Raw genomic sequence first — 26,798 nt, forward strand, 5'->3', positions numbered from 1 at the left:
ACCGGAGGCCCTAGCGCAGGCTCGCCGAGCGCTGCCGCGAACGCGATGCGAGCAGCCATGACTGGACGTCCTGCAGGGCGGTGCCGTCCTCCGCGAGGTGGTGGCGGACCCATTCGCCGCTGTTGTCCAGATGCCAGCTGGCGGTACCCGGATCCATGTAGCGGCGGAGCATGTCCAGGACATACGAGGTGTCGTCCCCGCTGCTGAGCTGCACCAGGGCCTCCACCCGTCGGTCCAGGTTGCGGTGCATCATGTCCGCCGAGCCGATGTAGACCACCGGGTCTCCGGCGTTGGCGAAGGCGAAGACGCGGGAGTGTTCCAGGAATCGGCCCAGGACGGAGCGCACAGTGATGTTCTCGCTGAGTCCGGGGACGCCGGGACGCAGGGAGCAGATGCCGCGGACAATGACGTCCACCTGCACCCCGGCCTGCGAGGCACGGTAGAGGGAATCGATGATGGCTTCGTCCACCATCGAGTTCACCTTGATCTGGACGCGGGCGGCGATTCCCGCCCGGGCGTTCCGGATTTCCGTTTCAATCCGGTCAATCAGCCCGGAGCGCACCGACCTTGGAGCAACCAGCAGCCGCTTGAAGGTGGACTTGGGTGCATAGCCGGAAAGCTGGTTGAACAGCTTCGACAGATCTTCGCCCACCTGCTCGTTGGCCGTCAGCAGGCCGAGATCCTCGTAATAGCGCGCGGTACGCGGGTGGTAGTTCCCGGTGCCGATGTGGCAGTAGCGGCGCAGCCCGTCGACTTCCTGGCGGACCACGAGCGAGAGCTTGCAGTGGGTCTTGAGGCCCACGATGCCGTAGACCACGTGCACCCCTGCCTGCTCCAGCTTCCGGGCCCAGGAGATGTTGGCCTGCTCATCGAAGCGGGCCTTGATCTCCACAAGGGCGAGCACCTGCTTGCCGGCCTCCGCGGCATCGATCAGGGCGTCGACGATGGGCGAGTCGCCGGAGGTGCGGTACAGGGTCTGTTTGATGGCCTGCACCTTGGGGTCCGCGGCGGCCTGCTCGAGGAAGGCCTGCACGGAGGTGGAGAAGGAATCGTAGGGGTGGTGCAGGAGGATGTCCCGGCGCCGCATGGCCGCGAAGACGTTCGCTGCCTTGGAGGTCTCCGACTCGTTGAGGTACCGGGACGTGTGCGGCACATGCTTGGGGTAGTGCAGGTCCGCGCGGTCGATCCCCGCGATCACGGAGAGCCCGCGCAGGTCCAGCGGGGCCGGGACGGAGTAGACCTCGGATTCCTCCACGCCGAGTTCGCGGATCAGCAGCGCCCGGATGTTGGGGTTGATGTCGTTGGTGACCTCGAGCCGGACCGGCGGGCCGAAGCGGCGGCGCAGCAGTTCCTTCTCCAGAGCCTGCAGCAGGTTCTCGGCGTCGTCCTCTTCGACCTCGACGTCCTCGTTGCGGGTAACGCGGAAGGTGTGGTGTTCCAGCACCTCCATTCCGGCGAAGAGCTGGTCCAGGTGGACGGCAATGACTTCCTCAAGCGCGATGAAGCGGGCCACCCGCCCGGGCACGGAGCCGGCGCGCGGGCCGTCAATGGAGATCAGCCGCGGCAGCTGGTCCGGGACCTTGACGCGGGCGAAGAGCTCCTTGTCGCTGACCGGGTTGCGGACCACGACGGCGAGGTTCAGCGAGAGCCCGGAGATGTACGGGAACGGGTGGGCCGGATCCACGGCCAGCGGCGTCAGGATCGGGAAGACCTTTTCCGCGAACATGGCGCTGAGCTGGTCCTTGGCCTGGTCGTCGAGTTCTTCCCAGTGCATCAGGTGGATGTGCTCGTAGGCCAGCGCGGGGCGGATCTGTTCCGCGTAGACCCTGGCGTGGCGCTGCTGGAGCCGGTGGGCGGCGTCGCCGATCTGTTCCAGGACCTGCATTGGGCTCAGGCCGGCGGGGGAGGGCACCGCCAGACCGGTGGCGATGCGGCGCTTGAGGCCGGCGACGCGGACCATGAAGAACTCGTCCAGGTTGGAGGCAAAGATGGAGAGGAAACTGACGCGTTCCAGCAGGTAAAGGTTGGGGTCTTCGGCGAGTTCCAGGACGCGTGAGTTAAACGCGAGCCAGCTCAGCTCCCGGTCCAGGAAGCGGTCCGGGCTGATGTCGCCTTCCGGTTCCAGGTTGGGGGCGAACTCGGGGATGTCGATCCGGTCCTGGGTGGCGCGGGAGGCGGGCACTTCGGAGGAACCGAACCGCGCCCGCACGGGACGCGCAGCCTTGTCCGGCGTAGCGGCTTCAGACGTGGCTGTCCGGGCAGATTCCCGTTGCATGGTCTCTCCTAATGCTGGCGCGATTTAGCTTCAACCTTACAAGGAATCAGATCCGGATGAGCCCAGGTTTCGACCCCGGCCGGGTGCCCGGCCGCCGGCCCGGCTACTGCCCTTCCAGCGGGGCATACATGACGTCCACATCCCAGCGTGAAAAGCCCAGACGCCGGTACAGTGCGACGGCGGGAATGTTGTCGGCGTCGACGTAGAGCATCACGGCGTGCAGGCCCTGCTGCTGCAGGTGCTTGATGCCGGCCACGGTCAGGGCCTTGCCCAGGCCGGTGCCCTGCGCCTCGGGGGCGACGCCGACCACGTAGACCTCGCCGATTGCCGGGTGCTCGCCGTGACGGGGGTGCACCTTGGTCCAGTGGAAGCCGAGGATCCGGCCGTCGGCGTCGACCGCGAGCAGGAAACCGGCCGGGTCGAACCACGGCTCGGCCATACGGGCGTCCAGGTCCGCGCGGCTCATATTTCCCTGTTCCGGGTGGTGGGCGAAGGCGGCCCGGTTGACCGCCAGCCAGGCCTCCTCATCCCGGCCGGGCACGAAACTGCGCAGCGACACGCCGTCGGGCAGGGCGACGTCGGGCAGTTCCGAGGCCGCGGTGGCGAGCCGCATCTTCCACAGCTCGCGCACCGGGGCGTAGCCGTAGCGGGCGGCCAGGTCAGCGGCGGCCTCATGGTTGCCGTGTGACCACGCCTTCAGGCCCGCGAAGCCGCGCACCTTCCGGAGTTCCCCGACCAGCCGGTCTGCGACGCCCTGGTTGCGGTAGCTCGGATGGACGGCCACCTCCAGCACCCCGGTGCCGTCCGCCTCCTCGACGACGACGGCGAAGCCCGCCAAGTCGTTGCCCCGGCCCGGGTGTGGTGATCCGGCGTGGCCGGGGGCAGCGGCATCCACGCCGGAGTCCTCGCGGAAATAGTCGGGGGAGTAGAGGGCCAAGGCCAGCACGGAATGCGGGCCCGCGCCCGCGGCGCGGAGCGTCACGAGGGTCTGCTCGGACAGCGGCGGGTTGCCGTCGGACTCCTCGGCGGCCGCCACGAGCGTCTTGACGTCCCGCAGCAGCTGTTCGTCCACAGCTCCCTGCAGGGTGAGTACGGGCCAGTTTTCCGGATGCGCAGGACTCATGATGCAAGGCTATACGTCCGCTGCCCGCCGGCGGGTGGGGGCCGCGTCGATTTGATGCATCCGTTCGGGGCACGTATAGTCGTTATCTCATCCGGCTCAACGGTTCGAAACGTTGAATGGATGCGAGGGGGATCCACCACTGGGGTGGCCTCGATACGTTCGACCCGTATGTCCTCCACTGCAGCGCCAAGCGGCGTAAGGAAGCCCCGGACTGTTGAGTCCGGGGCTTTTCTGTGTTCGAAACGGGCCAGCGCGGTGGGCGGAGCCGCTCAGGCCTCGGTGAGTTCCTCGTCCGGCTGCCGGACCAGCGTCAGGCGGTATCCGACATTGCGGACGGTGCTGATCAGGTTCTCGTGGTCGGCGCCGAGCTTTGCCCGCAGCCTCCGGACGTGGACGTCCACGGTGCGGGTGCCGCCGTAGTAGTCGTAGCCCCAGACCTCGGTCAGGAGCTGCTGCCGGGTGAAGACGCGGCCGGGGTGCTGGGCGAGGTACTTGAGCAGTTCAAATTCCTTGAACGTCAGGTTGAGCGCCGCCCCGTTGACCCGGGCCGTGTAGCTGGCTTCATCGATGACGACGCCGGCCGCCCGGATCTCCGTGGGGGTGTCGTCCTGGTCCGGCAGGGCACGCGCGACGCCGAGGCGGATGCGGGCTTCGACTTCCGCGGGCCCGGCCGACTCCAGCAGGATGTCGTCCACGGCCCAGGCCGAGGAGACCGCTGCCATGCCGCCTTCGGTCAGGATCAGCATGAGGGGTGCGCTCAGCCCGGTCGCCTTGAGCAACTGGGTGAGGGAGCGGGCGCCGACCAGGTCCTTGCGGGCGTCGAGGAGCACGATGTCGCACGGGTCGGTCTCGAGCAGGGCCGTGGGCTCGGCGGGAAGAATGTGGACGCGGTGATTAAGCAGTTCCAGCGCAGGCAGGACATCCACCGATGACCCGGTGCTGTTCGTCAGTAGCAGGATGTGCGACATGGTTCCTCCAAGGGGTGTCCGCGCATCATTGGGCGTCTGAGCCGGGCTCTCACCGGCCGGTACTGAGCTTCCGGACGGTGACCTGCCTGCGGCTGCCGGAGGAAGCGTAGCTGAGCTTTGAGTATACCCAAACGGCCCCCGACAGGCACTGTTCCGCCGCTCCAGCTTGGCCCTTTTGCGACACAAAACGTTCATATAGGGCAGGATTGATCCGTCAGGGCCTCCAGCCCGGCGAGTCGAGCAGGCCCAACGGGTCCGCAGTGAGCGAAGGTACCGGTTGATCGTGGCTAAGTTGATCGTGGGGGACCGCGTTCCGGGTGCCCTGCTGGGGAGGGCTTTGAGACAGACGTTGGAGGGGGAACTGTGAAGTCCTGGAGTGTCGGCGTCATCGGCCTGGCCGGACTCGCCGCGATCATTGCCGGGGCTTACTCCGCGCCTGAGGTCCTGCTGGCCGTCGCGGTGCTCACCGCGGCCTGCGTCGGCATTGGCTGGCCGCACTTCCTCGGCATCCCGGCCAAGAAGACCCTCGCCGCCCTGATCGGCCTCCCCGGAATCGGCTCCGCTGTGGCCGCCACCTACCTGCCCGCGCCGGGGTTCCTGAACTGGACGCCAGCATTCGTGGCGGCCGGGGTGATGGCCATCTTCGTCATGCAGCTGATCCGCGGCACGGGCCAGGCTCAGCGGCTGGAGTCCACCCTGGGGTCCAGCGCCGGCGTGCTGCTGTCCTGCCTCGGCGCCGGCTGGATCGCCTGCTCGCGTTTCAACGGGGTCAGGGAAATGCTGCTCGTTGCCGCCATCAGCGCGGCGATCGCCCTGATGGCGGGCCTGATCCGCTGGCCGGACCGGATCGTCGCTCCGCTCGGCATCGTCGGGGCAGGGCTTGCCGGCCCGCTGGCCGGCCTCGTGCTCTCCGACATCGCCGTGCTGCCGGCCGCCCTCGTCGGGATCGTGGTCGGGGCCGTCCTGGTCAGCTTCCGCCGGCTGGTGATCATCCGGGGCGCTACATTGAACCTGCCGGCCGTGCTGAGCATGGGCCTGGCGCCCGTCTCCGCGGTCGGTTCGCTGGCTTACTTCATAGACAAACTACTCCTCCACTAACGCGTTAGGATGGCATCATGTCCGTACTTGCATTTGAGATCTTCTTCCTTGTCCTGCTTGCCGTCGCCGGCCTTTCCATGGCCTGGTTTGCCGGCTTCGTGGTGTACCGGCTCTTCAAGGGCCAGAAGTAAAAAGCCGCTAAGCGTCCAGAACCCGTAGTTTCCAGAGGTAGCTGCTGTGCCGATTGAAATTCCTACAGATCTGACCCCCGAACTTGTTCCGCTGTCCTGGCTCATTGGTGAGTGGGAGGGCCGCGGCCGGCTCGGCGCCGGGGAAGAGGACTCGGAGCACTTCCTCCAGCACGTCTCCTTCACCCACAACGGCCTGCCGTACCTGCAGTACCGGGCCGAATCGTGGCTGACGGACGACGAGGGAACCAAACTCCGGCCGCTGACCGTGGAGACCGGTTTCTGGGCCCTTGAGCGCAAGCAGCGCGAGGAGGACGGCGGCCCCGGGCTCATTCCGGCCGACATCGTCCCGGTGCTCAAGAGCGCCGACGAGGTCGAGGAACTGCGCAACAGCGAGGGCGGTTTCGACATTTCCGTTTCCATCTCGCATCCGGGCGGGATCTCCGAGCTCTACTACGGCCAGATCAAGGGACCGCAGATCCAGCTCAGCACCGACATGGTGATGCGCGGCAGCCACTCCAAGGAGTACACCGCGGCAACACGGATTTTCGGCCTGGTCGACGGCAAGCTGCTCTGGCGCTGGGACGTCGCCGCCGGCAAGGGCTCGACGCCGGGCGGCGGCCTGGAAGCGCACGCCTCCGCCATCCTCAGCAAGGTCGGCTGAACCGCACGTCCGGCCGAAGCCGGGGTCTCACTGGATTTCCGTTGTCCGCAGCGAACGCAGGGAGCACCACAGTGAACGACACAGCAAGTGGCACCGCAAATGAAACCGGCACTGACGCGGCGAGACCCGGCACGTACGGCGACCTCAAGGCAGTCTTCTTCAACGGCACCCTGAAGAAATCCCCGGAGACGTCCAACACGCAGGGCCTGATCGAGATCAGCCGCAGGATCATGGAGAAGCAGGGCGTCGCCACCAGCGTCATCCGGACGGTGGACCACGACATTGCCAGCGGCGTCTACCCGGACATGCGCGAGCACGGCTGGGCGAGCGACGAGTGGCCCGCGCTGTACCCGGCGGTGCAGGAAGCGGACATTGTGGTGGTGGCGGGCCCGATCTGGCTGGGGGACAACTCGTCCCAGACCAAAAAACTGATCGAGCGTCTCTACGCGCACTCCGGCGAGCTGAATTCCAAGGGCCAGTGGGCGTTCTATCCGAAGGTGGGCGGCTGCCTCATCACCGGCAACGAGGACGGCATCAAGCACTGCGCCATGAACGTGCTCTACAGCCTCCAACACATCGGCTTCACCATCCCGCCGCAGGCTGATGCGGGCTGGATCGGTGCTGTGGGACCGGGGCCGAGCTACCTTGACGAAGGCTCCGGCGGCCCGGAAAGTGACTTCACCAACCGCAACACCACCTTCATGACGTGGAACCTGTTGCACCTGGCCCGGATGCTCAAGGATGCCGGCGGCATCCCCGCGTACGGCAACCTGCCCGAAGGCTGGAAAGCCGGCACCCGATTCGACTTCGAAAATCCGGAATACCGCTGAGCGCTGAGGACTTCTACTTCATATGACTACCAAGAGCCCCCTGCTGTCGCGCCCGGGCGCCGTCGACGCGGCCGGTGCCGACGCCGGCGTCGCCGCCCATTACGGCGAACCGCTGCGCGAGCAGCGCGCCCTGGCTGCCGGCACCGCCGTCGTCGATCTGTCCCAGCGCGGCGTGGTCACGGTGAGCGGGCCGGACCGGTTGAGCTGGCTCAACACCCTGTCCTCGCAGCAGCTCACGGCCCTGGCCCCCGGCCAGTCCACCGAACTGCTGCTGCTCAGCGTGCAGGGCCGGATCGAGTTCGACGCGCGGGTGCTGGACGACGGCGAGACCACCTGGCTGATCGTGGAGGCGGCCGAGGCCGCGCCGCTGGCCGAATGGCTGACCAGGATGAAGTTCATGCTCCGGGTCGAGGTCGCCGACGTCTCGGCGGACTGGGCTGTGCTGGGCGCCACCCGGCCGGTTCCGGAGTGGTCCGGTCTCCGTGTTTGGGAAGATCCCTGGCCGCACGTCGGCGCCGGCGGGTACTCCTACGCCGTGGTGGGCGAGGACACCCACCCTGGCCTGGAACGGCCGTGGTTCGAATACCTCGTGCCGGCTGCAGAGCTTGAGGCCACCGTGGCGGAACGCCCGCTGGCCGGTGTCCTGGCGGCCGAGGCGCTGCGCATCGCCGCGTGGCGCCCCCGCTGGGGGTCGGAGACCGACGACAAGACCATCCCGCACGAACTGGACCTGCTGCGCACGGCMGTGCACYTGGCGAARGGCTGCTACAAGGGACAGGAAACMGTCGCCMGSGTSCACAACCTGGGYCAYCCSCCGCGSCGGCTGGTRTTCCTCCAGTTGGACGGGTCCCAGCACACGCTGCCCGCCGTCGGCAGCGAAGTCCGGGCCGGCGAGCGGAAGGTCGGCACGCTGACTTCCGTGGCGCAGCACTACGAAATGGGTCCGGTGGCCCTGGCCGTCATCAAGCGCTCCGTCGCCCCGGACGAGGTGCTCACCGTGATGGACGGCGACGAAGCGTACACCGCCGCCCAGGAACTCATTGTGGCGCCCGACGCCGGTCAGGTCGTGGGACGCCAGACCGGCTTCCTCCGGGGGACCCGGTGAGCGGCGGGCCGGAAGCGGCCGCTTCCGAGCCGGCCGCCCCCGACGAGGAGACCCTCGCCCTCGCCCACGCGCTGTTCGACGCCGCCCGCGACGGCAACTCCGCCCTGCTCGGCAGCTACCTCGCCGCCGGGGCGCCCGCCACGCTGACCACCGCGGCCGGCGATACCCTGCTGATGCTTGCCGCCTACCATGGCCACGCGGACTCCGTCCGGCTGATCCTGGCGCACGGCGGCGACGCCAACACAGCCAACGACCGCGGCCAGACACCGCTGGCCGGGGCCGTGTTCAAGGGCTACCCGGATGTGGTCCAGGTCCTCGTGGACGCGGGCGCCGACCCCGACGCCGGAAGTCCCTCCGCCCGGGCAGCCGCCCAAATGTTTGCCCGGAACGATATTCTGGCGCTCCTCGCCTGAACCGGCCACCCACGCACCCTAAGGAACCGAATGGAAAACGTAGCGAGGCCGTGGGCCGCCCTCTGGTCTTTGGTGATCGGATTCTTCATGATCCTGATCGACACCACCATCGTCTCGGTGGCCAACCCCCGGATCATGGAGGGCTTGAACGCTGACATCAATTCGGTGATCTGGGTAACCAGTGCCTACCTGCTGGCCTATGCCGTCCCGCTGCTGATCACGGGCAGGCTGGGCGACCGCTTTGGTCCGAAGAAGCTGTACCTGTCCGGACTGGTGGTCTTCACCCTTGCCTCGCTGTGGTGCGGGCTCTCCGGCGACGTGCACACCCTGATCGAGGCCCGGGTGCTGCAGGGCCTCGGGGCCGCGATGATGACACCGCAGACCATGGCCGTCATCACGCGGATCTTCCCGCCGGACCGCCGCGGCGCCGCCATGGGCATCTGGGGTGCCACGGCCGGGGTTGCCACCCTGGTGGGGCCGATCCTGGGCGGGGTCCTGGTGGACGGCCTGGGCTGGGAGTGGATCTTCTTCATCAACATTCCGGTCGGCATCACCGGCTTTATCCTGGCCCTGCGCTTCGTTCCGGCCCTGAGTACGCACCCGCACAAGTTCGACATCCCCGGCGTGCTGCTCAGCGCCGTCGGACTGTTCCTGCTGGTGTTCGGGATCCAAGAAGGCGAAACCTACAACTGGGGCACCATCACCGGCCCCATCACCGTCTGGGGCCTGATCATAGGCGGCGTCGTTGTCCTCGTCGCCTTCGTGGCCTGGCAGCGGTTCAACAAGGGCGAACCGCTGCTGCCCCTCGGCCTGTTCAAGGACCGCAACTTCTCGCTGGCCAACGTGGGCATCACCACGGTTGGCTTCACCGTGACCGCCTTCAGCCTGCCGCTGATTTTCTACTACCAGGTGGTCCGGGGCCTCACCCCGACGCAGTCCGCGCTCATGATGGTTCCGATGGCCGTGATCTCCGGCGGCCTGGCACCGGTCGTGGGCAAGATCATCGACCGGGTCAACCCGAAGTTCATCACGGCCGGCGGCCTGGTCCTGATGTCAGTGGCGCTGTTCTGGAACGCCTCGCTGATGCACCCGGACACCCCCATCTGGCTCTTCCTGCTGCCCAGCGCCGTGCTGGGATTCGCGAACGCCGGCATCTGGGCGCCGCTGAGCTCCACCGCCACCCGGAACCTGCCGCCGCGCCAGGCCGGGGCCGGCTCCGGCGTCTACAACACCACCCGCCAGATCGGTGCGGTCCTGGGCAGCGCTGCCATCGCCGTGCTGATCCAGGCCCGGCTTGCCGCGGAACTCCCGGCAGCCCCGGGTGCGTCCGGGGAGTCAAACCCGATGGCGTTCGGCGGCAGGCTGCCCGAGGCGCTGCACGAGGGATTCTCGACGGCGATGGGCCAGTCCATCCTGTTGCCCGCGGCGGTGATCCTGCTCGGCGCTGCCGTGGCGCTGTTCTTCGCCAAGCCGCAGCCGCACGAGGGTTGGGGAACCCCCGGCACGGTTCCGGCGGCAGCAACCGGCGGGGCCACCGTCACGGAGGCCACCGTCACGGAGGACGCCGACGCCCAGCGGGGCTAGGGCAACGCGGCCGGGCGCAACCGGACCCGGCCCGACTAGCCCAGCAGCACGCTGGTCTGGATGCCGCCGGCGGTGAAGCCCAGGCTCCGGGCCAGGGCCAGCGAGCCCTTGTTGCTGACATCGGAGCGCCACTGCAGCGTCAACCCCGAGGCCAGCGCCTCATGGGCCGCAATCGAGGCGGCCAGGGTGCCGACGCCGCGGCGCCGCCACTCGGGGGCCACCAGCACGCCAAGCTGTGCCAAGATGCCTTCCCATTCGGTGTAGGCGCCGCAGGCCACGGGCGTCCGCCGGCCGTCTTCGACGTGCATGATAGTGAAGCGGTGTTCGAGGTCCGCGAGGCCGACCTCGTTGACGTCGTCCGGCGGGCACAGTGCTTCGAGTTCGATCGCTTCCGGGTTCCCTTGCGAGACGGTCAGCTCCTCGGCCGGCTGCTGCAGCGGCAGGTCGTCGGCGAAGAAGAGTGCGGCGGCGCCCAGGCCGTGGCCGCCGTGCCCGCGCGTGATGGTCAGCAGCGTGACGTGCTGCGCCAGCTCCTCCTCGGAGTACCCGGCCGCGGCGTCGATGGCCCATCCCGGCCCGACCAGGGCGGAGCTGCCGAACAGGCGGACGAACTGCAGGGAACGGGCCGCGTCGTCCACCCGGGTGAGGCGGCGACCCGCGGCGGTGGCAAAAGCGCCGTCGTCGAGCCCCAGCCGGCGGGCCCACGCGAGCTGGATGATTTCAGCGGAACCGGGCGCAAGAGTCATGCCTCAACCCTACCCAGCGGCAACGCCCAGCCGGGAAAGCCCAGACCGGGGACGCCTCAGCCGAAGAGAACGGCCGCTTCCTCGTAGCGGTGCTGCGGCACGCTCTTGAGGTTGCCCAAGGCGGCGTCGAAGCCGACATGGACGATGTCGGTGCCGTTCAGCGACACCATGGTTCCCCAGCGCTGCTCCACCACCGAATCGATCGCCGCCATGCCGAGGCGGGTCGCCAGCACCCGGTCGAAGGCCGTGGGGACACCGCCGCGCTGGATGTGGCCCAGCACCGTGGCCCGGGTCTCGATGCCGGTGCGGGCCTCCAGTTCGGGGGCCAGCAGTTCGGCGATGCCGCCGAGGCGCGGCCGGCCGAAGGTGTCCAGTCCGCGCTCGGAGTGCGGGGACTCCTGACCCTCGGGGACAAAGCCTTCCGCGACGACGACCAGCGGCGCGCGGCCACGGTCGCGGGCCGAGATGACCCATTCGGTGATCTGTTCCATGGAGGCCTTCTGCTCCGGGATCAGGATGGCGTGGGCGCCGGAGGCCATGCCGGCGTGCAGGGCGATCCAGCCGACGTGGCGGCCCATGACCTCGGCGATCATGGTCCGGTGGTGGGATTCCCCGGTGGTGCGCAGGCGGTCGATGGCCTCGGTGGCGATCTCGACGGCGGTGTCGAATCCGAAGGTGTAGTCGGTGGCGTCGAGGTCGTTGTCGACGGTCTTGGGCACGCCGACAATCTTCAGCCCGGCGTCGGTCAGGCGCTTCGCGGCGGCGAGGGTGCCTTCGCCGCCGATGGCGATGATGGCGTCGATGCCGAGGCGGTCCATGTTCGCCTTGATGACCTCGGGGCCGCCGTTGTTCTCGAACGGGTTGGTCCGGGAGGTGCCGAGGATGGTCCCGCCCTGCTTGGCGATGCCGCGGACCAGCGCGCGCGGGATGTCGATGATGTCGCCTTCGACCACGCCGCGCCAGCCGTCCAGGAACCCCACGAATTCGTGGCCGTGGACGGCGATGCCTTTCAGGACGGCACCGCGGATCACGGCGTTCAGTCCGGGGCAGTCTCCGCCGCTGGTGAGGATTCCAATTTTCATGTCTCGGCTCAAATCCTGGTTCGAAGGGGTACAGGCAGAGCGCCACGCTGAGCTCACCTAGAAGTGTAATCGCGGATGTGGGGCAGCACACAAACGGTGACCCACGCGCAGTGCCCCCGCCGGAGTCGGCGGGGGCACTGCGCGTTCGTGGTGGGGCAGGCGGCTGCCGCCGCGGCTCAGGGCCGGGTCAGGGCCGACCGGCGCGCCTCTCCAGGAAGGACTCGAGGATGATCGCGTTCCGCTGGTCCGGCAGGATCAGCCAGGCTGCCAGGTAGAACACGAAGGCGGGGCCGGGGATGAGGGCGAAAAGCAGGTACCCGATCCGGACGTACGCGACGTCGACGTTCAGCTTGGCGGCGATCCCGCCGCATACGCCGCCCAGCCAGCGCTGCGGACCGCGTTTCAGGCCTAGGCCCCGGACGATGCTGAAGAACTTATCCATGGTTCAAGACTTCCCTGTCGTAGTGTCTTTGTCACGTCTGCGGGCGGACAGTAATCCGCCGACCACCAGCGCGGCGCCGGCCCCGATCATCAGGCCGATCAGCACATAGGTTCCGTTCAGGGCGACGAGGCCCAGCCGGGAGATGATGATCAGCGCGGCCAGCGCCAGCACGATCAGCCCCCAAACCACGGTTCCCACGCGGGCCCGCGGACCGCCGTCGGTCGAGGGCCCTGCCGGCGTGTCCGCCGGGTCATAGCTGCTCATGTCAGTTCCCTTCCTTCACGGTGACGTTGCTCAGGGTCCCCGAGATCTTGACGATCAGGCGGCTGCCGGGCTTGTCCGTGTTGTAGTCGTTCTGCTGGGTGGTCATGCCGCCGTGGTTGCCGCGGCTGTCGCTGAGGTTTCCCATCGTCATGTCCGCTTGGACTTGGACCGGGACGCTGGTGGGGATGGCCACCGTGACATTGCTCGCCGTGGCATCCAGCCGGACCACGACGTCGGAACCCAGCGGCGGGTTCAGGTTGAGCTTGGTCAGGTCCACCGTGCCGGTCCCGCCCGTGATGTCGAAGCCGTCCCGGGCCTGCTCGATGCTCGCCGGGGCCCAGTCGATGTTCTGGAAGCGGGCCCGGTCAGCGTTGGGCACCAGGTTGAAGATCCCGCCGATGATCAGTGCCACGACGGCGAAGAACCCCAGGATGCCCGCCGTCCGGCCCCGGAGCCCGGAGACCAGAATCCCCAGACCCAGCACCGCCGCGGCGCTGGCCCATACGACGGCGTTGCCCGCGGTGCCGAGGTTGATCGCGTGGGCGGCGTCGAGGGCCTTGATGCCGCCGCCGACCAGGAGCGCGATGCCGGCGGTTACCGCCACGGCAGAAGCGCCGGGGCCCTGGTTGCGGGGCTTGGGGGCCGGCACCGGCGCGGCCGGCGGCACGGGGCCGTAACCGCCGCCGTAGGGCGGGGTGGGGCCGGCGGGGGGCGGTGCCGCCCAGCCGGGGGCAGCTCCGGAATGGTCCTCCCAATTCCGCGCCGGGAGTCCTTCCAGCGGGAGGGTCTGGTTGGTGCCGGTGGGGGTCGGCCCGGTGCCGCCGTAGGTGCTCTCGTAGGTGCTCCCGTAGGTGCCGTCGAGGGCGCTGTCGCCGGGTGTGGCGGGGTTGCCCGGGCCGGTGCCGGTGCCGGACATGGTGCCGTAGGTGCCGGCGGCCGCCGCGCTCCAGCCGGCACCTTCCGTCCCCGGCCCTGGGGACGCGGGGGGTCCGCCGGCCCTGGCCTTGTTGCGCTGCGTGAGGTAGTAGATGACGTAGATGGCGCCGCCCACCCAGAACACGGTCCAGACAAAGGCGCCGAAGCCGTAGCGGTCCCAGCCCCAGACGCCGCTGCCCAGGCTGGGGAACCCGATGATGGTGGTGATCAGGGCGCCGGTCATGCCCGAGCTCCAGCGGCCGGCGGCCGCCTCCTGGACGTGGATCCGGCCGTCCGGCTCCGGCAGCAGCGCCCAGGCCAGGCCGTAGAACAGGACGCCAACGCCGGCGAACACGGTCAGAACGATCAGGATGCCGCGCACGATCAAGGGGTCGACGCCGAGCCGCTGGGCAATGCCGCTGGCGACGCCGCCGACCCAGCGCTGACGGCCGCGGTAGATCCCGTGACTGCGGATCCAGTCAAAGAAATTCTGCGGCGGCACGCCCGGGGCCGGCGGGGCGCCGGTGTACGGCGGAGGGGTGGCCCCGGGGCCGGACGGGTACGGGCCGCCCGGCGGGTAAAGCGGCGGAGCCTCCTGCGCTGGTTCGCCGGCCGCCGCAGTGGTGTCGGCGGGGCCGCCGGAAGTGGCGTCCGGAGTGCTATCCGGACGGCCCGAAGCGTTCGGGTCCTCATCTGGGTGCGGAGTGTGCGGGTTCATACCTCGATCCTCCCGCCCAGGGGGCCCGGCGCTCTACTGGGGAAGACCCTGAACGGCCCCTGAGCGGTCCCCGGTTCCGCCCGAAAACGGCTCCGGGAAACCCCGGTCCGTGTTTGGATTGACCCATGACGACAGCCGTTTCCCGCCCGCCGCTGGTCCGCAGCAGCGACCGCGTGATCGCCGGCGTCTGCGCGGGCCTGGCCCATCATCTGGGCTGGCCGGTGCGGATGGTCCGGATCGGCATGGTGGTGGCGGCGCTCGCGGGCGGCGCCGGGGTCGYGTTCTATGCCTGGCTTTGGATCATGGTGCCCACCGCGGACGAGAACTCTAAGCGCAACGCCCGTCAGCCGGCGTCGCCGATCGCTCCCGCGGTGAGCGCGCCCGCGGTAGGCGGTCCCGCGGTAGGCGGGGGGAGAGGCGTCGGCGTGGATGCCGGCGCCGGCGTCCCGGCAGGGGCCTGGCGGACGCGGTTCCCGGGCATGCCGTACGGCAAGGAAATCCTGCTCGGCGCCGGGCTGCTGCTGGCGGCCGGCATCCTGATCGCCCGGCTCTTTGGCCTGGACGTGCCGCTGGGCACACTGATCCCGGTTGCCGCGATCCTGGGCGGCGCCGCCATCGCCTGGATGCAGCTGGATGAAACGCGGCGGGCCGGCCTCGTGGACAAGACCAAGGCCGACCAAGCCGGGGGCTGGGCAAGGCTCGCGGCCGGGCTCGCCCTGGTGGTGGCCGGGGTGCTGCTGATGGTGTCCGGCTCGGGCTCCTGGGAGCAGACCTGGCTCGCGCTGCTGGCCTCCGTGGCCGTCCTGGGCGGCGTGGCGCTGGTGCTGCTGCCCTGGGGCCTGAAGTTCTGGCGTGATCTGGAGGCCGAGCGCGCCGGCCGGGTGCGTGCCACCGAACGGGCCGAGATCGCCGCCCACCTGCACGACTCCGTGCTCCAGACGCTGGCGCTGATCCAGCGGCGCGCCGCCAACGAGCACGACGTCGTCCGCCTCGCCCGCGCCCAGGAACGGGAGCTGCGGGGCTGGCTCTACCGCGACCCCGGGCCGGACTCGGGCCAGCTCTCCGCCGGGCTCAAGGCTGCCGCCGCGGACGTCGAGGACTCCCTGGGGCACGCCGTGGAAGTCGTGACCGTGGGGGACTGCGCCATGACAGAACGCCTCGAGGCCCTCGTCCAGGCAGCCCGCGAGGCCATGCTCAACGCGGCCCGCCACGGCGGCGGCGCCGTCTCGGTGTACCTGGAAGTCACCGATGACGCCGCCGAGGTCTTCGTCAAGGACCGGGGGCCGGGGTTCGATCCGGGCGCGATCCCCGCCGACCGCCTGGGCGTCCGGGAATCCATCATCGGCCGGATGCGGCGCCACGGAGGCACCGCCGCCATCGCCAGCGGCCCCGACGGTACCGAGGTGCGGCTCAGGCTGCCGCTCGCTGCCACCACCAACAACACAGCCGCCGGCAACGGCACCAGAACCAACGGAGAGGACCAACCATGAGCACCCAGCCCTTGGCCAGCAGCGGGGCCGGGACCCCTCCCGTGGCCACGCGCGTGGTGATCGTCGATGACCACGCCATCTTCCGCTCCGGGTTGAAGGCCGACCTGGATCCCGGCATCCTCGTGGTCGGCGAGGCGGGCACCGTAGAAGAAGCCGTCGCCGTCATCGCCGAGGCGCGTCCCGACGTCGTGCTGCTGGACGTCCATCTTCCCGGCGGACTGGGCGGCGGCGGACGCGAGGTCCTGGCCGGCTCCGCGGCGCTGCTGGGCAGCACCAGGTTCCTTGCGCTGAGCGTTTCGGATGCCGCCGAGGACGTCGTCTCCGTAATCCGCGCCGGAGCGCGGGGCTACGTCACCAAGAGCATTTCAGGGGCGGGGATCAGCGACGCGGTGCGCCGCGTGGCGGGTGGCGACGCCGTCTTCTCACCCCGGCTGGCGGGCTTTGTCCTCGACGCCTTCGGCACCGCCCCGGCGGACATCGCCGACGACGAACTGGAYCGGCTGTCGGCCCGCGAACTTGAGGTGATGCGGCTGATCGCGCGGGGCTACAGCTACAAGGAAGTGGCCAAGGAGCTGTTCATCTCGATCAAGACAGTAGAAACCCACGTCTCGGCGGTACTGCGCAAGCTCCAGCTCTCCAGCCGGCACGAGCTGACCCGCTGGGCCGCGGAGCGCCGCCTCCTCTAACCCCAAGATGCTCCATCACGTAGGGTCCCCAAGCCGGCGGCTTAGGGACCCTATGTGAGGGAGCATCAGAGGTTCGGGCCGCTACTTGGCCTTGCCGAGGAAGTCCTGGAGGCGGCCGACGCCGGTGGCGAGGTCCTCGTCGCCCAGTGCGTAGGACAAGCGCAGGTAACCGGAGGGGCCAAAGGCCTCGCCCGGCACCACAGCGACTTCCACCTCGTCGAGGATCAGCGCGGCGAGTTCGGCCGACGTCGAGGGCCGGACCGGGCCGTTCGCGGTGGGGAACTCCTTGCCCAGCAGCGCCCGGACGTCGGCGTAGACGTAGAAGGCGCCCTTGGGCGTGGGGCAGTCCACGCCCTCGATCGCGTTGAGCCCGGCCACGATGGCCTTCCGGCGGCGGTCAAAGGCCACCTTCATCTCATCGACCGCCGTGAGCGGGCCGGAAACTGCCGCGAGGGCAGCGATCTGCATGATGTTGGAAACGTTGGAGGTGGCATGCGACTGCAGGTTGGTGGCGGCCTTGATGACGTCGGCCGGGCCGATCATCCAGCCCACCCGCCAGCCGGTCATGGCGTAGGTCTTGGCGACGCCGTTGAGGATGACCACCTTGTCGCCGAGCTCGGGGACGGCCGTGGCGATCGAGGTGAAGGGCACGCCGTCGTACGTCAGGTGCTCGTAGATCTCGTCGGTGACCACCCAGAGGCCCTTGGCGGCCGCCCACTGGCCGATTTCGCGGACCTGCTCCGGGGAGTAGACAGCGCCGGTGGGGTTGGACGGGGAGACGAAGAGCAGGATCTTGGTGCGGTCCGTGACGGCCGCTTCCAGCTGCTCCACCGTGACCAGATAGCCCTGTTCCGGGCCGGCGAAGACCTCCACCGGAACGCCGCCGGCCAGCCGGATCGCCTCCGGGTAAGTGGTCCAGAACGGCGCAGGGACGATCACTTCGTCGCCCGGATCCAGCAGCGTGGCGAAGGTGTTGTAGACAGCCTGCTTGCCGCCGTTGGTGACGAGCACCTGGGATGCCTCGGCCTTGTAGCCGGAATCCCGGAAGGTCTTGTCCGCGATGGCCTGCTTCAGCTCGGGCAGTCCGCCGGCGGGGGAGTACCGGTGGTACTTCGGCTGGCCCGCGGCCTCGATGGCTGCCTGGACGATGTAGCCGGGAGTCGGGAAATCGGGTTCGCCGGCGCCGAAGCCGATCACCGGCCGGCCGGCCGCCTTCAACGCCTTCGCCTTGGCATCGACAGCCAGTGTGGCGGATTCGGCTATGGCGGAAATGCGCTGGGAAATGCGGGCGGCAGGCATTGCGGGTCCGTTCTTCGCGTTCAGCTCGTGGCTGGATGAGGGGATTCGACGAAATCTACTCTATGCTGTTCAGCGGATCCTCCGGGGTGCCGGGTATGAATGTGACCCAGAGCGGGAATGCGGCTTTAGGGTCCGCCGTTTCCGCAGGCAGCCAGGGGTCCGGACGGAGCCGGTTCGACGTGGACGCAGTTGTTGCGTAGACTGGTTCTCCGGTGTTGAAAACACGATGATGGCGTGCGCCTCAGGGAAGCCTGCGGAAATGCGCGGTCTGACCGGTTTTCGATCCATAGGGTAGTGGCGCAATTGGTAGCGCAGCGGTCTCCAAAACCGCAGGTTGCAGGTTCGAGTCCTGTCTGCCCTGCGCAAGCTGTTCCGGGGTTTATCGGAACCAGCGCAGCAACCATGGTTCAGTCCAGAGCCGGGTATCCGACATCGCGAGGATGAGTGAGGATCAGGTGACCGAAACAGCTGCCAGCAGCTCCAAAGGCCGCCCCGCCAAGAATGCCCCTAAGGCAGGATTCTTCGCTCGGATTGCACTCTTCGTCCGCCAGGTCATCGGTGAACTGAAGAAAGTCGTTGCACCCACCCGCAAGGAACTGATCAACTACACGCTCGTGGTGCTGGTGTTCGTGGTCATCATGATGGTGATCGTCACCCTGCTGGACCTGGCCTTCGGGACCGGAGTGAGCTGGGTATTCGGCGGAACAGGCGCCACGGACCGCTAAGGCGACCGGTCCGCAGACTGCGTGGACCTCCGGGAAACCGGAGCTTCCGCGGGGTGTGCGGAATTGAGTCATTTAAATAGGCATGTTAGGCAATGAGGAAGCAGGAGACCAAGTGTCTGAGCAGGAGCTCGAGGTAACTGAGACTGAGCTGGATAAGAGCCAGGACGCCGCGGCGGAAGCCACGGAAGAGTCCGAGGCTGTGTCTGCTGCGCCCGAATCCGACGCCGCCGATGAGACTGCTGACGAGGCCGTAGCTGCCGAGGAAACCGGAACCGGCGAGGAAGGCGACGCCCTCGCGGCTGCCGCCGCCGCGGCCGAGGTCGACCCCGCCGACGAATTCAAGGCCAAGCTGCGCCGCCAGGAGGGTGACTGGTACGTCATCCACTCGTATGCCGGCTACGAAAACCGCGTCAAGGCAAACCTTGAGACCCGCATCCAGACCCTGGACATGGAAGATTACATCTTCGAAATCCAGGTCCCGATGGAGGAAGTCGTTGAGATCAAGAACGCTCAGCGCAAGGTCATCAACCGCGTCCGCATCCCCGGCTACGTACTGGTCCGCATGGACCTGACCGACGCCTCGTGGGGCGCCGTCCGCCACACCCCCGGCGTCACCGGCTTCGTGGGCAACGCCCACAACCCCGTGCCGCTGCGCCTCGACGAGGTCTTCTCCATGCTCGCCCCGGTCTTCGAAGAAGAGCAGGCCGAGAAGGGCAAGCCGGTCAAGCACGCAGCCGCCGCGGTCGACGTCGACTTCGAGGTCGGCGAATCCGTTATCGTCAAGGAAGGTCCCTTCGAGACCCTCCCCGCCACGATCTCCGAGATCAAGGTGGATTCGCAGACCCTCGTGGTGCTGGTCTCCATCTTCGAGCGCGAGACCCCGGYCACGCTGGCGTTCAACCAGGTCAGCAAGATCTAGCAACACCGACAGAATTCGCCCCGGGCTGCCCGCTTAGCAGCCTTGGAGCGGCAGGCCGCCTCGCCATGGCGGCCAACAACCTGAGGCACGCTCCTGTGTCCCAGGACGTAATTGAGAGAAGGACCCTACATTGGCTCCCAAGAAGAAGGTCACCGGCCTCATCAAGCTGCAGATCCAGGCAGGTGCCGCTAACCCGGCCCCGCCGATCGGTCCTGCGCTTGGCCAGCACGGTGTCAACATCATGGAATTCTGCAAGGCGTACAACGCTGCGACGGAAGCCCAGCGCGGCAACGTTATTCCGGTTGAAATCACCGTCTACGAAGACCGTTCATTCACGTTCATCACCAAGACCCCGCCGGCTGCAGAGCTCATCAAGAAGGCTGCAGGCGTCGCCAAGGGTTCGGCTACCCCGCACACCGTCAAGGTTGCGAAGCTGACCCAGGCCCAGGTCAACGAGATCGCCTCCACCAAGATGGAAGACCTCAACGCCACCAGCCTGGAAGGCGCCGCGAAGATCATCGCCGGCACCGCCCGTTCCATGGGTATCACCGTCGAGGGTTAATTCCCCCACCGCTGATGCGGCGCCGGGTCCGGGAAACCGAAACCGACGACGGACAGCACCGCCGGGCGACCGGCACCACCTAAACATTGAAATGTCGGGAACCAGGAACGGATCAACCGTTCGGCATCCGACTGTGGCAGGGCCCAGCGCGGTCCGCAGACCACAACTGCACAAGGAGAATAAGCAGCATGGCAAAGCGCAGCAAAGCATATGAGGCAGCCGCCGCCAAGATCGACGCGGAGAAGTTCTACGCGCCGTTCGAGGCAGTGACCCTCGCCAAGGACACCAACCCGTCCAAGTTCGACGCCACCGTTGAGGTCGCGTTCCGCCTCGGTGTCGACCCCCGTAAGGCCGACCAGATGGTCCGCGGCACCGTCAACCTGCCGCACGGCACCGGCAAGGTCGCCCGCGTCCTCGTCTTCGCCACGGGCGACAAGGCTGAGGCCGCAATCGCTGCCGGCGCCGACTTCGTCGGTTCCGACGACCTGATCGAGAAGATCTCCGGCGGCTGGACCGACTTCGACGCCGCCGTCGCCACCCCTGACCTCATGGGCAAGGTTGGCCGCCTCGGTAAGGTCCTCGGCCCGCGCAACCTGATGCCGAACCCGAAGACCGGTACCGTGACCGCTGACGTCGCCAAGGCTGTCAACGACATCAAGGGCGGCAAGATCGACTTCCGCGTCGACAAGCACTCGAACCTGCACTTCATCATCGGCAAGGTTTCCTTCGACGCCATCAAGCTGGCCGAGAACTACGCAGCCGCTCTGGAAGAGGTCCTTCGCCTCAAGCCGTCCGCTTCCAAGGGCCGCTACATCCAGAAGGCCACCGTCGCCACCACGTTCGGCCCGGGCATCTCGGTTGACCCCAACGTCACCAAGGTCCTGACCGAGGTCTAATCCCCTCCCGGATTGCCGTAGTAAGCAACGAAAAGACCGTCCCGCGTCCGCGGGGCGGTCTTTTTTGCATTCCGGACCCCGGTTAGGCTGTCCCGGTGACTCCAGCGACGTACCTCATCGAACCCCTGACCCTCCCGGAAACCATCGACGCCCCGGACGCCGCGGACTTCCACGAATTCGGTCGCCTCTGTGACGCGCTGACCCTCGAAACCTGGGGAAGCCTGGACCGGGCGACGGCGCCCCCGGCGCGGCTGCGCTTTTGGCGCGACAACGCCTACACCCGGATGCGGATCTTCTTTGTCCGCGTTGACGGCCGGATGGCGGCGAAGTCCTGGATCCGCTTCGAGCAGCAGGAGAACCTTGGCCGGGCACTCCTGCACGTCGCCGTGCTCAGGGCGTATGCCGGCCGCGGGATCGGCCGGGCGCTGCTGCAGCACGCGGAGGAGCTGGCCGCCGCTGACGGCCGCAGCGTCCTGATGAGTTTCACGGAACACCCGGCGGACTTCGACGCCGACGGCCCGGACGTGATCGCCCCGCTGACCGGGACCGGCGCCCTGCCGGCTGCGGCCCGCGGCGTTCGTTTCGCCGCGGCGGCAGGCTACCAGCTCGAGCAGGTGGAGCGGTTCAGCAGCCTGGATCTCGCTGCCGCGGCGCCGGCGCTGGACGGCCTGGAGCGGGACGCGCAGACCAGGGCCGCCGGGTACGAGCTGCTGACCTGGACGGACCGCTGCCCGGACGAACACGTGGAGCAGCTTGCCGTGCTGATGTCACGGATGAGCACGGACGCGCCCACGGGAGGCCTCAGCTTTGACGAGGAAACCTGGGACGCCGCACGCGTCCGGCATGTGGAGGACACTTGGAAACAGGCCGGCAACGTCTCGCTTGTGGCTGCGGCCCGGCACCGGGAGAGCGGCGAACTGGCCGCCTACTCCGTCCTCGAGCTGGCGCCCAGCAAGCCGTGGCTTGCCGAGCAGGATGACACCTTGGTGGCCGCCAACCACCGCGGCCACCGCCTGGGCATGCTGGTCAAGATCGCCAACCTCCGCCGTCTGGCGGACTACCCCCGCGTCGAACGCGTCACCACCTTCAACGCCGCCGAAAACGACCACATGCTGGCCATCAACGTGGCCCTCGGCTTCCGTCCGGCCGGTTGGGACGGGGAATGGCAACGCTCCGTCACGTCCGGGACAGCAGCGGCGTCCGAGTGACCCCGCCTGCATCGAGGCTGCCCGCAAACATCCCGGTGCCGGCCATGGAATGCGGACCCAAACGGGCATATGCTGACGCTTGAAAGCCCGGCGCGGGCCGGGCAACGCATGGGGCGGTAGAGCATTGGGCGGCAGGATGGCTGGGAACATGCCCGCTAAGGCACACGAGGTACGGGTCGAGCAGCTCTGGATCCCGGATTCGCTGGACGGACCGGATGCAGCAGATTTCCTTGCCGCCGTCGAAGTAGGGCGGAAAGTCCGGATGCAGACGTGGGGGAGCGATGACCTGGCCTACGCGCCGCTGGAGAAGCTGCTGGAATTGGCGGACCCCTATGAACGCCAGGTGATCCTGGTGGCCAAGGTCGACAACCAGATCGTCGGAACCGTGGATATTGCCCTGCCGCTCGCGGACAACCTGGACCTGGCCGAATTCACCCTCGACATCCTGCCGGAGTTCCAGGGCCGCGGCGTGGGGCGGCAGTTGCTGGAAGCCGCGGAGCACCTGGCCCGGGAGGAGGGCAGGCGCATCATCCTGATCGACACGAACCACCCCGGCGCGACGCTCGCCGACAGCAAGGCAGGGCAGCTGATTCCCGGTACCGGGATGGGGTTCGTGCCATTGAACAGCCGGGAGGTGGAATTCGCGCAGCACACCGGCTACACCCTGCAGCACATCGAACAGTTCAGCTCCTGCACCCTTCCGCTGGACAGCAAGCTGGTCGCCGAGCTGCAGGCCGAGGCGGAAGAAGCCAACGCCGGACGTTACCGGCTGCACCACTGGACGGACCGCTGCCCGGAGCAGTGGCTCGAGGCTGTCGCCGCGCTGGAGAACCAGGCCGGAGAGGATGGTATCCCCGGCGCCGACGACGGGGCTCTGGTGTTCGACGGCGGCATCCTCCGTGAGGCGGAGGACGTCGCCATCGCGCAGGGACGCCGGACGGTGGTCACCGCCGTCGAGCACATCGCCAGCGGAACGCTCGTGGGGCTGACCACCATCAGCGTCCTGGCCCTGCGCCCCGACGTCGTCTTCCAGGACGACACCGTTGTGCTGCGCGAGCACCGCGGCAACAAGCTTGGCCTGCTGATTAAGGTGGCGAACATGGAAAGGCTGACCGAACAGTTCCCGGACGCGCGTGTGCTCTATACCTGGAACGCTCCGGAAAACCGCTACCTCCTCACCGTTAACCAGCAGCTCGGGTTCACCACCGCGGGCGTGACGGGCATCTGGCAAAAGGAGCTGCCGGACTTCCGGCCCAGTGTCAGCTGAGCCGATTTGGAGCACACGGTGCCCTTCCCGTAAGCTGATGGGACCAAAGACCGTCGGTTGTTGGAAATCCACTCTCCCAAGCAAGGCTCAATTCTGCAGCTGCGCCGGGAGGGCCAGTGGATCTCCAGACGAAGGACCCTGACATAGGGCGGCCGGCGCAGGTGAACGAAGCAAAGCTCCGCGGCATGATCGCGTTGAGCCAAGCCCCGTGCATCTGCGCGGGGCGTTTTTAGTTTTAGCTCATCTGAGCGGGGACCCGGACAAACCGGCACTATCCCCGGAAGGAGGGTTATGGCAACGCCTAGCAAGGTTTCAGCAGTAGCTGAGATCACTAACGATTTCAAGGAATCGAACGCCGCTGTCCTGACCGAATACCGTGGGCTCACCGTTGCACAGCTCAAGCAGCTGCGTGTTTCTCTCGGCCAGGAAACCAAGTTCTCGGTCGTCAAGAACACCCTGACCGCAATTGCAGCCAAGGAAGCTGGTGTCGAAGCATTCGACGGCCAGCTCGCCGGCCCCACTGCAATCGCGTTCATCAAGGGTGACGCAGTTGCCGCTGCCAAGAGCCTGACGGATTTTGCCAAGGCCAACAAGCAGCTGGTTATTAAGACCGGTTACTTCGAAGGCAAGGCACTGAACGCCAGCGAAGTTGCTGCCCTGGCAGCACTCGAGTCCCGTGAGCTGCAGCTCGCCAAGGTTGCAGGCGTCCTCAAGGCTCCTGCTGCCGCTGCTGTACGCATCATCGACGCACTGCGCCTCAAGCTTGAAGAAGAGAACGGTGCACCGGCAGCTGCCGAAGCGCCCGCCGCTGAAGAAGCAGAAGCCCCCGCAGCCGAGGCTAACGCCGAAGCCGCAGCTCCGGCCGAAGCCGCAGCTGCCGAAGAGAACTAACTCTCTTTCAAACCAGACTCCGGTGCGAAGGCACGGCCCCGGCCGCCAAGCACCACTATAGGAAGGACGCCAACCATGGCGAAGCTCACCAACGAAGAGCTCATTGAAGCTTTCAAGGAACTGACCATCATCGAGCTCTCCGAGTTCGTCAAGCTCTTCGAAGAGACCTTCGAAGTTACCGCTGCTGCGGTTGCTGTTGCTGGCCCCGCCGGCGGCGCCGCTGAAGAGGTTGAAGAGAAGACTGACTTCGACGTCATCCTCGAAGCTGCTGGCGACAAGAAGATCGCAGTGATCAAGGAAGTTCGCGCTATCACCTCCCTCGGCCTCAAGGAAGCCAAGGACCTGGTCGACGGTGCACCGAAGGCTGTCCTCGAAGGCGCCACCAAGGAAGCTGCAGAGAAGGCCAAGGAGCAGCTCGAGGCTGCCGGCGCCACCGTTACCCTCAAGTAACACTCTGAGCTCCGGAAGGCATTCAGCTTTCCAGCTTCGGGAAACCCCGTCCACTCCGGTGGGCGGGGTTTCCTGCGTTCCGGGTCGGATCCGGCCCAGGTGAATCTTCTGTAAATGATTGGGGGCTCTCCTTTTCAGGAGCGTGCGCGGCCCCTAGACTTTGGCTCTGTGCCGACCGGCCGCCAAACCCTGAGGAGTCCACCCAATGACCGATCCGAATCCTTCGTTCTCCCGCCGCGCCATGCTCACCGCGGCCTTCGTCGGCGGCAGCGCTGCCGCTGCCGCCCTCTCTGGCGCCCCGGCGGCCCAGGCCGCGCCGGCCAACGGGAAGAAGCAGTTCCAGCTGACCGTGCTCGGCACCACCGACCTGCACAACAACGTCTTCAACTGGGACTACTTCAAGGACGTGCCTTATTCGGACAACGCAGGAAACAAGATCGGCATCGCGCAGGCCGCCACCCTGATCAAGGCGGTCCGGGCAGAACGCGGCGCCTGCAACACCCTCACCATCGACTCCGGGGACACGATCCAGGGCACGCCCCTGGCCTACTACTTCGCCAAGGTCAACCCCATCTCCGACACCGTCAAGCACCCCATGGCACTGGCCATGAACGCCGTGGGCTACGACGCCGTCGCGCTCGGCAACCACGAATTCAACTACGGCATCCCGTTGCTGCGGACCTGGGAAAAGCAGCTGGATTTCCCGCTGCTCGGCGCGAATGTGCACGACGCCGTCACCGGCCAGCGCGCTTTCACCCCGTACATCCTCAAGCGCGTCAAGACCGAGAACGGCTGGCTGACCGTGGGGCTCGTCGGCTTCGTGACCCCCGGCTGCGCGCTCTGGGACCGCGACAACGTCCAGGGCAAGCTCGACTTCAACGGGATCGTCGAGGAGGCCAAGACCGTTATCCCGCAGATGAAGGCGGCCGGAGCCGACGTCGTCATCGTCTCCAGCCACTCCGGTGCGACGCCGGGCTCTTCCTACGGCGATGCGCTGCCGTTCCCCGAGAACGCCTCCACCCAGCTCGCCGAGGAGGTCCCCGGGATCGATGCGATCCTAGTCGGGCACGCCCACCTGGAGATTCCGGAACGCTTCGTCACCAACAAGGCCACCGGCCGGCAGGTGCTCCTGACCGAACCCCTCAAGTGGGGGATGCGCGTCGCCGTGATCGACCTGCAGCTCGCCAAGGACCGGGGGCAGTGGAGCGTCGTCTCGGCGCACTCCCACCTCCTCGACGCCAAGACCGTCGATGCCGACCCCGCCGTCGTCAGCGCCGTGCAGGCCGGCCACCAGGCGACCGTGAAGTACGTGAACCAGGTGATCGGCACGTCCACCGCGCCGCTGAGCACGGCGACCGCCTGCTGGGGCGACTCGGCCGCGATCGACGCGATCAACTATGTCCAGGCGAGCACCATCAAGGCGGAGCTGGCCAACGGGCCGGCAGCCGGGCTCCCGGTGCTGTCCATCGCGGCCGCGTTTTCCCGGTCCGTGGACGTGAAGGCGGGCCCGCTGACCATCCGCGACGTGGCCGGGCTGTACATCTTCGACAACACGCTGTTGTCCATCAAGGTCACCGGCGCCCAGGTCAAGGCCTACCTCGAATGGTCCGCGCAGTACTTCAAGCCGGTCTCCGGCACAACGGCCAGCGCCCAGGACGTCACGAACGCGGCCACCGCGATGGCGCCGAACGGCACCCCGGACTACAACTACGACGTCGTCTACGGCCTGGACGCCCCGCTGGACTACGAGATCGACCTCGCCCGCCCGGTGGGGGACCGGATCATGAACCTGACGTACGGCGGGGCGCCCGTCCCGGCCGGCCAGGAATTCGCGATGGCGATTAACAACTACCGGCAGAGCGGCGGAGGGAACTTCCCGGCCGTGAAGACCGCGCCGGTGCTCTCCAACAGCCAGCAGGAAATCCGGCAGCGCATCATTGACTACGTCGTGGACCGCGGCACCCTGGACGCGGCCGTATTCAGCCAAAGCAACTGGCGGCTCACGGTCAACGGGGCGCCGCTGACCGTCACCGCCTGATTCCTACGGACT

26 protein-coding genes and 1 tRNA gene are annotated in these 26,798 nt (G+C 67.6%); 18 read left to right on the top strand and 9 right to left on the bottom strand.

What is annotated here, in order from left to right; all coding sequences use genetic code 11:
- Positions 1-10: 10 nt before the first annotated feature.
- The 3 genes from AC1DGE_RS11035 to AC1DGE_RS11045 all read right to left on the bottom strand — a co-directional run bounded on the left by AC1DGE_RS11035 (position 11) and on the right by AC1DGE_RS11045 (position 4,366).
- Entirely contained in the window at positions 11-2,275 is a 2,265-nt protein-coding gene (locus tag AC1DGE_RS11035; protein WP_441417008.1) for an RNA degradosome polyphosphate kinase, read from the bottom strand.
- A 103-nt stretch (positions 2,276-2,378) separates the two neighbouring features.
- Complete coding sequence (mshD, locus tag AC1DGE_RS11040; RefSeq protein ID WP_476917463.1) at positions 2,379-3,398, bottom strand: mycothiol synthase; 1,020 nt, start codon at positions 3,396-3,398, stop codon at positions 2,379-2,381.
- A 269-nt stretch (positions 3,399-3,667) separates the two neighbouring features.
- Positions 3,668-4,366, bottom strand: a complete 699-nt coding sequence (locus AC1DGE_RS11045; RefSeq protein ID WP_175321149.1) for a winged helix-turn-helix transcriptional regulator — start codon at positions 4,364-4,366, stop codon at positions 3,668-3,670.
- Between the two features lie 363 nt (positions 4,367-4,729).
- Here AC1DGE_RS11045 and AC1DGE_RS11050 point away from each other — a divergent pair, with 363 nt between their 5' ends.
- From AC1DGE_RS11050 to AC1DGE_RS11075, 6 genes are all read left to right on the top strand, one after another.
- Positions 4,730-5,464 (top strand): permease, encoded by a 735-nt coding sequence (locus AC1DGE_RS11050; protein ID WP_441417010.1) that lies wholly within the window; start codon positions 4,730-4,732, stop codon positions 5,462-5,464.
- A 177-nt stretch (positions 5,465-5,641) separates the two neighbouring features.
- Complete coding sequence (locus AC1DGE_RS11055; RefSeq protein WP_441417011.1) at positions 5,642-6,256, top strand: nitrobindin family protein; 615 nt, start codon at positions 5,642-5,644, stop codon at positions 6,254-6,256.
- Between the two features lie 71 nt (positions 6,257-6,327).
- Entirely contained in the window at positions 6,328-7,086 is a 759-nt protein-coding gene (locus AC1DGE_RS11060; protein WP_476892108.1) for a flavodoxin family protein, read from the top strand.
- Positions 7,087-7,108: 22 nt separating this feature from the next.
- On the top strand, positions 7,109-8,191 hold the full coding sequence (gene ygfZ / locus AC1DGE_RS11065) for a CAF17-like 4Fe-4S cluster assembly/insertion protein YgfZ (protein ID WP_476917464.1): 1,083 nt from the start codon (positions 7,109-7,111) through the stop codon (positions 8,189-8,191).
- Positions 8,188-8,604: an ankyrin repeat domain-containing protein gene (locus AC1DGE_RS11070; protein WP_476917465.1), complete on the top strand. Its 417-nt coding sequence runs from the start codon at positions 8,188-8,190 to the stop codon at positions 8,602-8,604. Before ygfZ ends, AC1DGE_RS11070 begins: the two co-directional genes overlap by 4 nt.
- Positions 8,605-8,634: 30 nt before the next feature.
- Complete coding sequence (locus AC1DGE_RS11075) at positions 8,635-10,188, top strand: DHA2 family efflux MFS transporter permease subunit (protein ID WP_476892111.1); 1,554 nt, start codon at positions 8,635-8,637, stop codon at positions 10,186-10,188.
- A gap of 35 nt (positions 10,189-10,223) precedes the next feature.
- Here the strand turns inward: AC1DGE_RS11075 and AC1DGE_RS11080 are convergent, their stop codons facing one another.
- From AC1DGE_RS11080 to AC1DGE_RS11100, 5 genes are all read right to left on the bottom strand, one after another.
- Positions 10,224-10,934, bottom strand: a complete 711-nt coding sequence (locus AC1DGE_RS11080) for a GNAT family N-acetyltransferase (RefSeq protein WP_441417016.1) — start codon at positions 10,932-10,934, stop codon at positions 10,224-10,226.
- A 56-nt stretch (positions 10,935-10,990) separates the two neighbouring features.
- Entirely contained in the window at positions 10,991-12,016 is a 1,026-nt protein-coding gene (locus tag AC1DGE_RS11085) for a 6-phosphofructokinase (RefSeq protein WP_175321157.1), read from the bottom strand.
- 187 nt (positions 12,017-12,203) lie between these two features.
- Positions 12,204-12,458 (bottom strand): PspC domain-containing protein, encoded by a 255-nt coding sequence (locus AC1DGE_RS11090; RefSeq protein ID WP_441417017.1) that lies wholly within the window; start codon positions 12,456-12,458, stop codon positions 12,204-12,206.
- A gap of 3 nt (positions 12,459-12,461) precedes the next feature.
- The gene (locus AC1DGE_RS11095; RefSeq protein ID WP_441417018.1) at positions 12,462-12,722 is read right to left on the bottom strand and encodes a hypothetical protein; all 261 of its coding nucleotides are present in this window, start codon (positions 12,720-12,722) and stop codon (positions 12,462-12,464) included.
- Position 12,723: 1 nt separating this feature from the next.
- Positions 12,724-14,355 (bottom strand): PspC domain-containing protein, encoded by a 1,632-nt coding sequence (locus AC1DGE_RS11100; RefSeq protein WP_476917466.1) that lies wholly within the window; start codon positions 14,353-14,355, stop codon positions 12,724-12,726.
- Positions 14,356-14,480: 125 nt separating this feature from the next.
- On the opposite strand from AC1DGE_RS11100, the gene AC1DGE_RS11105 reads away from it, so the two are divergent.
- Positions 14,481-15,845 carry an ATP-binding protein gene (locus tag AC1DGE_RS11105; RefSeq protein WP_476917467.1) on the top strand — a complete coding sequence of 455 codons (1,365 nt, stop codon included), beginning with the start codon at positions 14,481-14,483 and terminating at the stop codon, positions 15,843-15,845.
- Entirely contained in the window at positions 15,842-16,531 is a 690-nt protein-coding gene (locus AC1DGE_RS11110; RefSeq protein WP_441417021.1) for a LuxR C-terminal-related transcriptional regulator, read from the top strand. Before AC1DGE_RS11105 ends, AC1DGE_RS11110 begins: the two co-directional genes overlap by 4 nt.
- A gap of 81 nt (positions 16,532-16,612) precedes the next feature.
- Here AC1DGE_RS11110 and AC1DGE_RS11115 read toward each other — a convergent pair whose 3' ends face one another.
- Entirely contained in the window at positions 16,613-17,830 is a 1,218-nt protein-coding gene (locus tag AC1DGE_RS11115; protein WP_441417022.1) for a pyridoxal phosphate-dependent aminotransferase, read from the bottom strand.
- Between the two features lie 288 nt (positions 17,831-18,118).
- Here AC1DGE_RS11115 and AC1DGE_RS11120 point away from each other — a divergent pair.
- From AC1DGE_RS11120 to AC1DGE_RS11165, 10 genes are all read left to right on the top strand, one after another.
- Positions 18,119-18,191 (top strand) — tRNA-Trp (locus AC1DGE_RS11120).
- Positions 18,192-18,270: 79 nt separating this feature from the next.
- Positions 18,271-18,555 carry a preprotein translocase subunit SecE gene (secE, locus tag AC1DGE_RS11125; protein WP_056738571.1) on the top strand — a complete coding sequence of 95 codons (285 nt, stop codon included), beginning with the start codon at positions 18,271-18,273 and terminating at the stop codon, positions 18,553-18,555.
- Between the two features lie 112 nt (positions 18,556-18,667).
- Complete coding sequence (nusG, locus tag AC1DGE_RS11130; protein ID WP_476917468.1) at positions 18,668-19,474, top strand: transcription termination/antitermination protein NusG; 807 nt, start codon at positions 18,668-18,670, stop codon at positions 19,472-19,474.
- A gap of 130 nt (positions 19,475-19,604) precedes the next feature.
- Complete coding sequence (rplK, locus tag AC1DGE_RS11135; RefSeq protein WP_003803853.1) at positions 19,605-20,036, top strand: 50S ribosomal protein L11; 432 nt, start codon at positions 19,605-19,607, stop codon at positions 20,034-20,036.
- 188 nt (positions 20,037-20,224) lie between these two features.
- Complete coding sequence (gene rplA, locus AC1DGE_RS11140; RefSeq protein ID WP_441417024.1) at positions 20,225-20,932, top strand: 50S ribosomal protein L1; 708 nt, start codon at positions 20,225-20,227, stop codon at positions 20,930-20,932.
- A 95-nt stretch (positions 20,933-21,027) separates the two neighbouring features.
- Positions 21,028-22,140 carry a GNAT family N-acetyltransferase gene (locus AC1DGE_RS11145; protein WP_476917469.1) on the top strand — a complete coding sequence of 371 codons (1,113 nt, stop codon included), beginning with the start codon at positions 21,028-21,030 and terminating at the stop codon, positions 22,138-22,140.
- Between the two features lie 148 nt (positions 22,141-22,288).
- Entirely contained in the window at positions 22,289-23,407 is a 1,119-nt protein-coding gene (locus AC1DGE_RS11150) for a GNAT family N-acetyltransferase (protein WP_476892115.1), read from the top strand.
- Positions 23,408-23,698: 291 nt separating this feature from the next.
- On the top strand, positions 23,699-24,298 hold the full coding sequence (rplJ, locus tag AC1DGE_RS11155; protein ID WP_441417027.1) for a 50S ribosomal protein L10: 600 nt from the start codon (positions 23,699-23,701) through the stop codon (positions 24,296-24,298).
- A 75-nt stretch (positions 24,299-24,373) separates the two neighbouring features.
- Complete coding sequence (rplL, locus tag AC1DGE_RS11160) at positions 24,374-24,748, top strand: 50S ribosomal protein L7/L12 (protein ID WP_441417028.1); 375 nt, start codon at positions 24,374-24,376, stop codon at positions 24,746-24,748.
- Between the two features lie 205 nt (positions 24,749-24,953).
- On the top strand, positions 24,954-26,786 hold the full coding sequence (locus tag AC1DGE_RS11165) for a bifunctional metallophosphatase/5'-nucleotidase (RefSeq protein WP_476917470.1): 1,833 nt from the start codon (positions 24,954-24,956) through the stop codon (positions 26,784-26,786).
- Positions 26,787-26,798 lie beyond the last annotated feature (12 nt).

The sequence above is a fragment of the Arthrobacter sp. 05N425 genome (genome assembly GCF_056397125.1).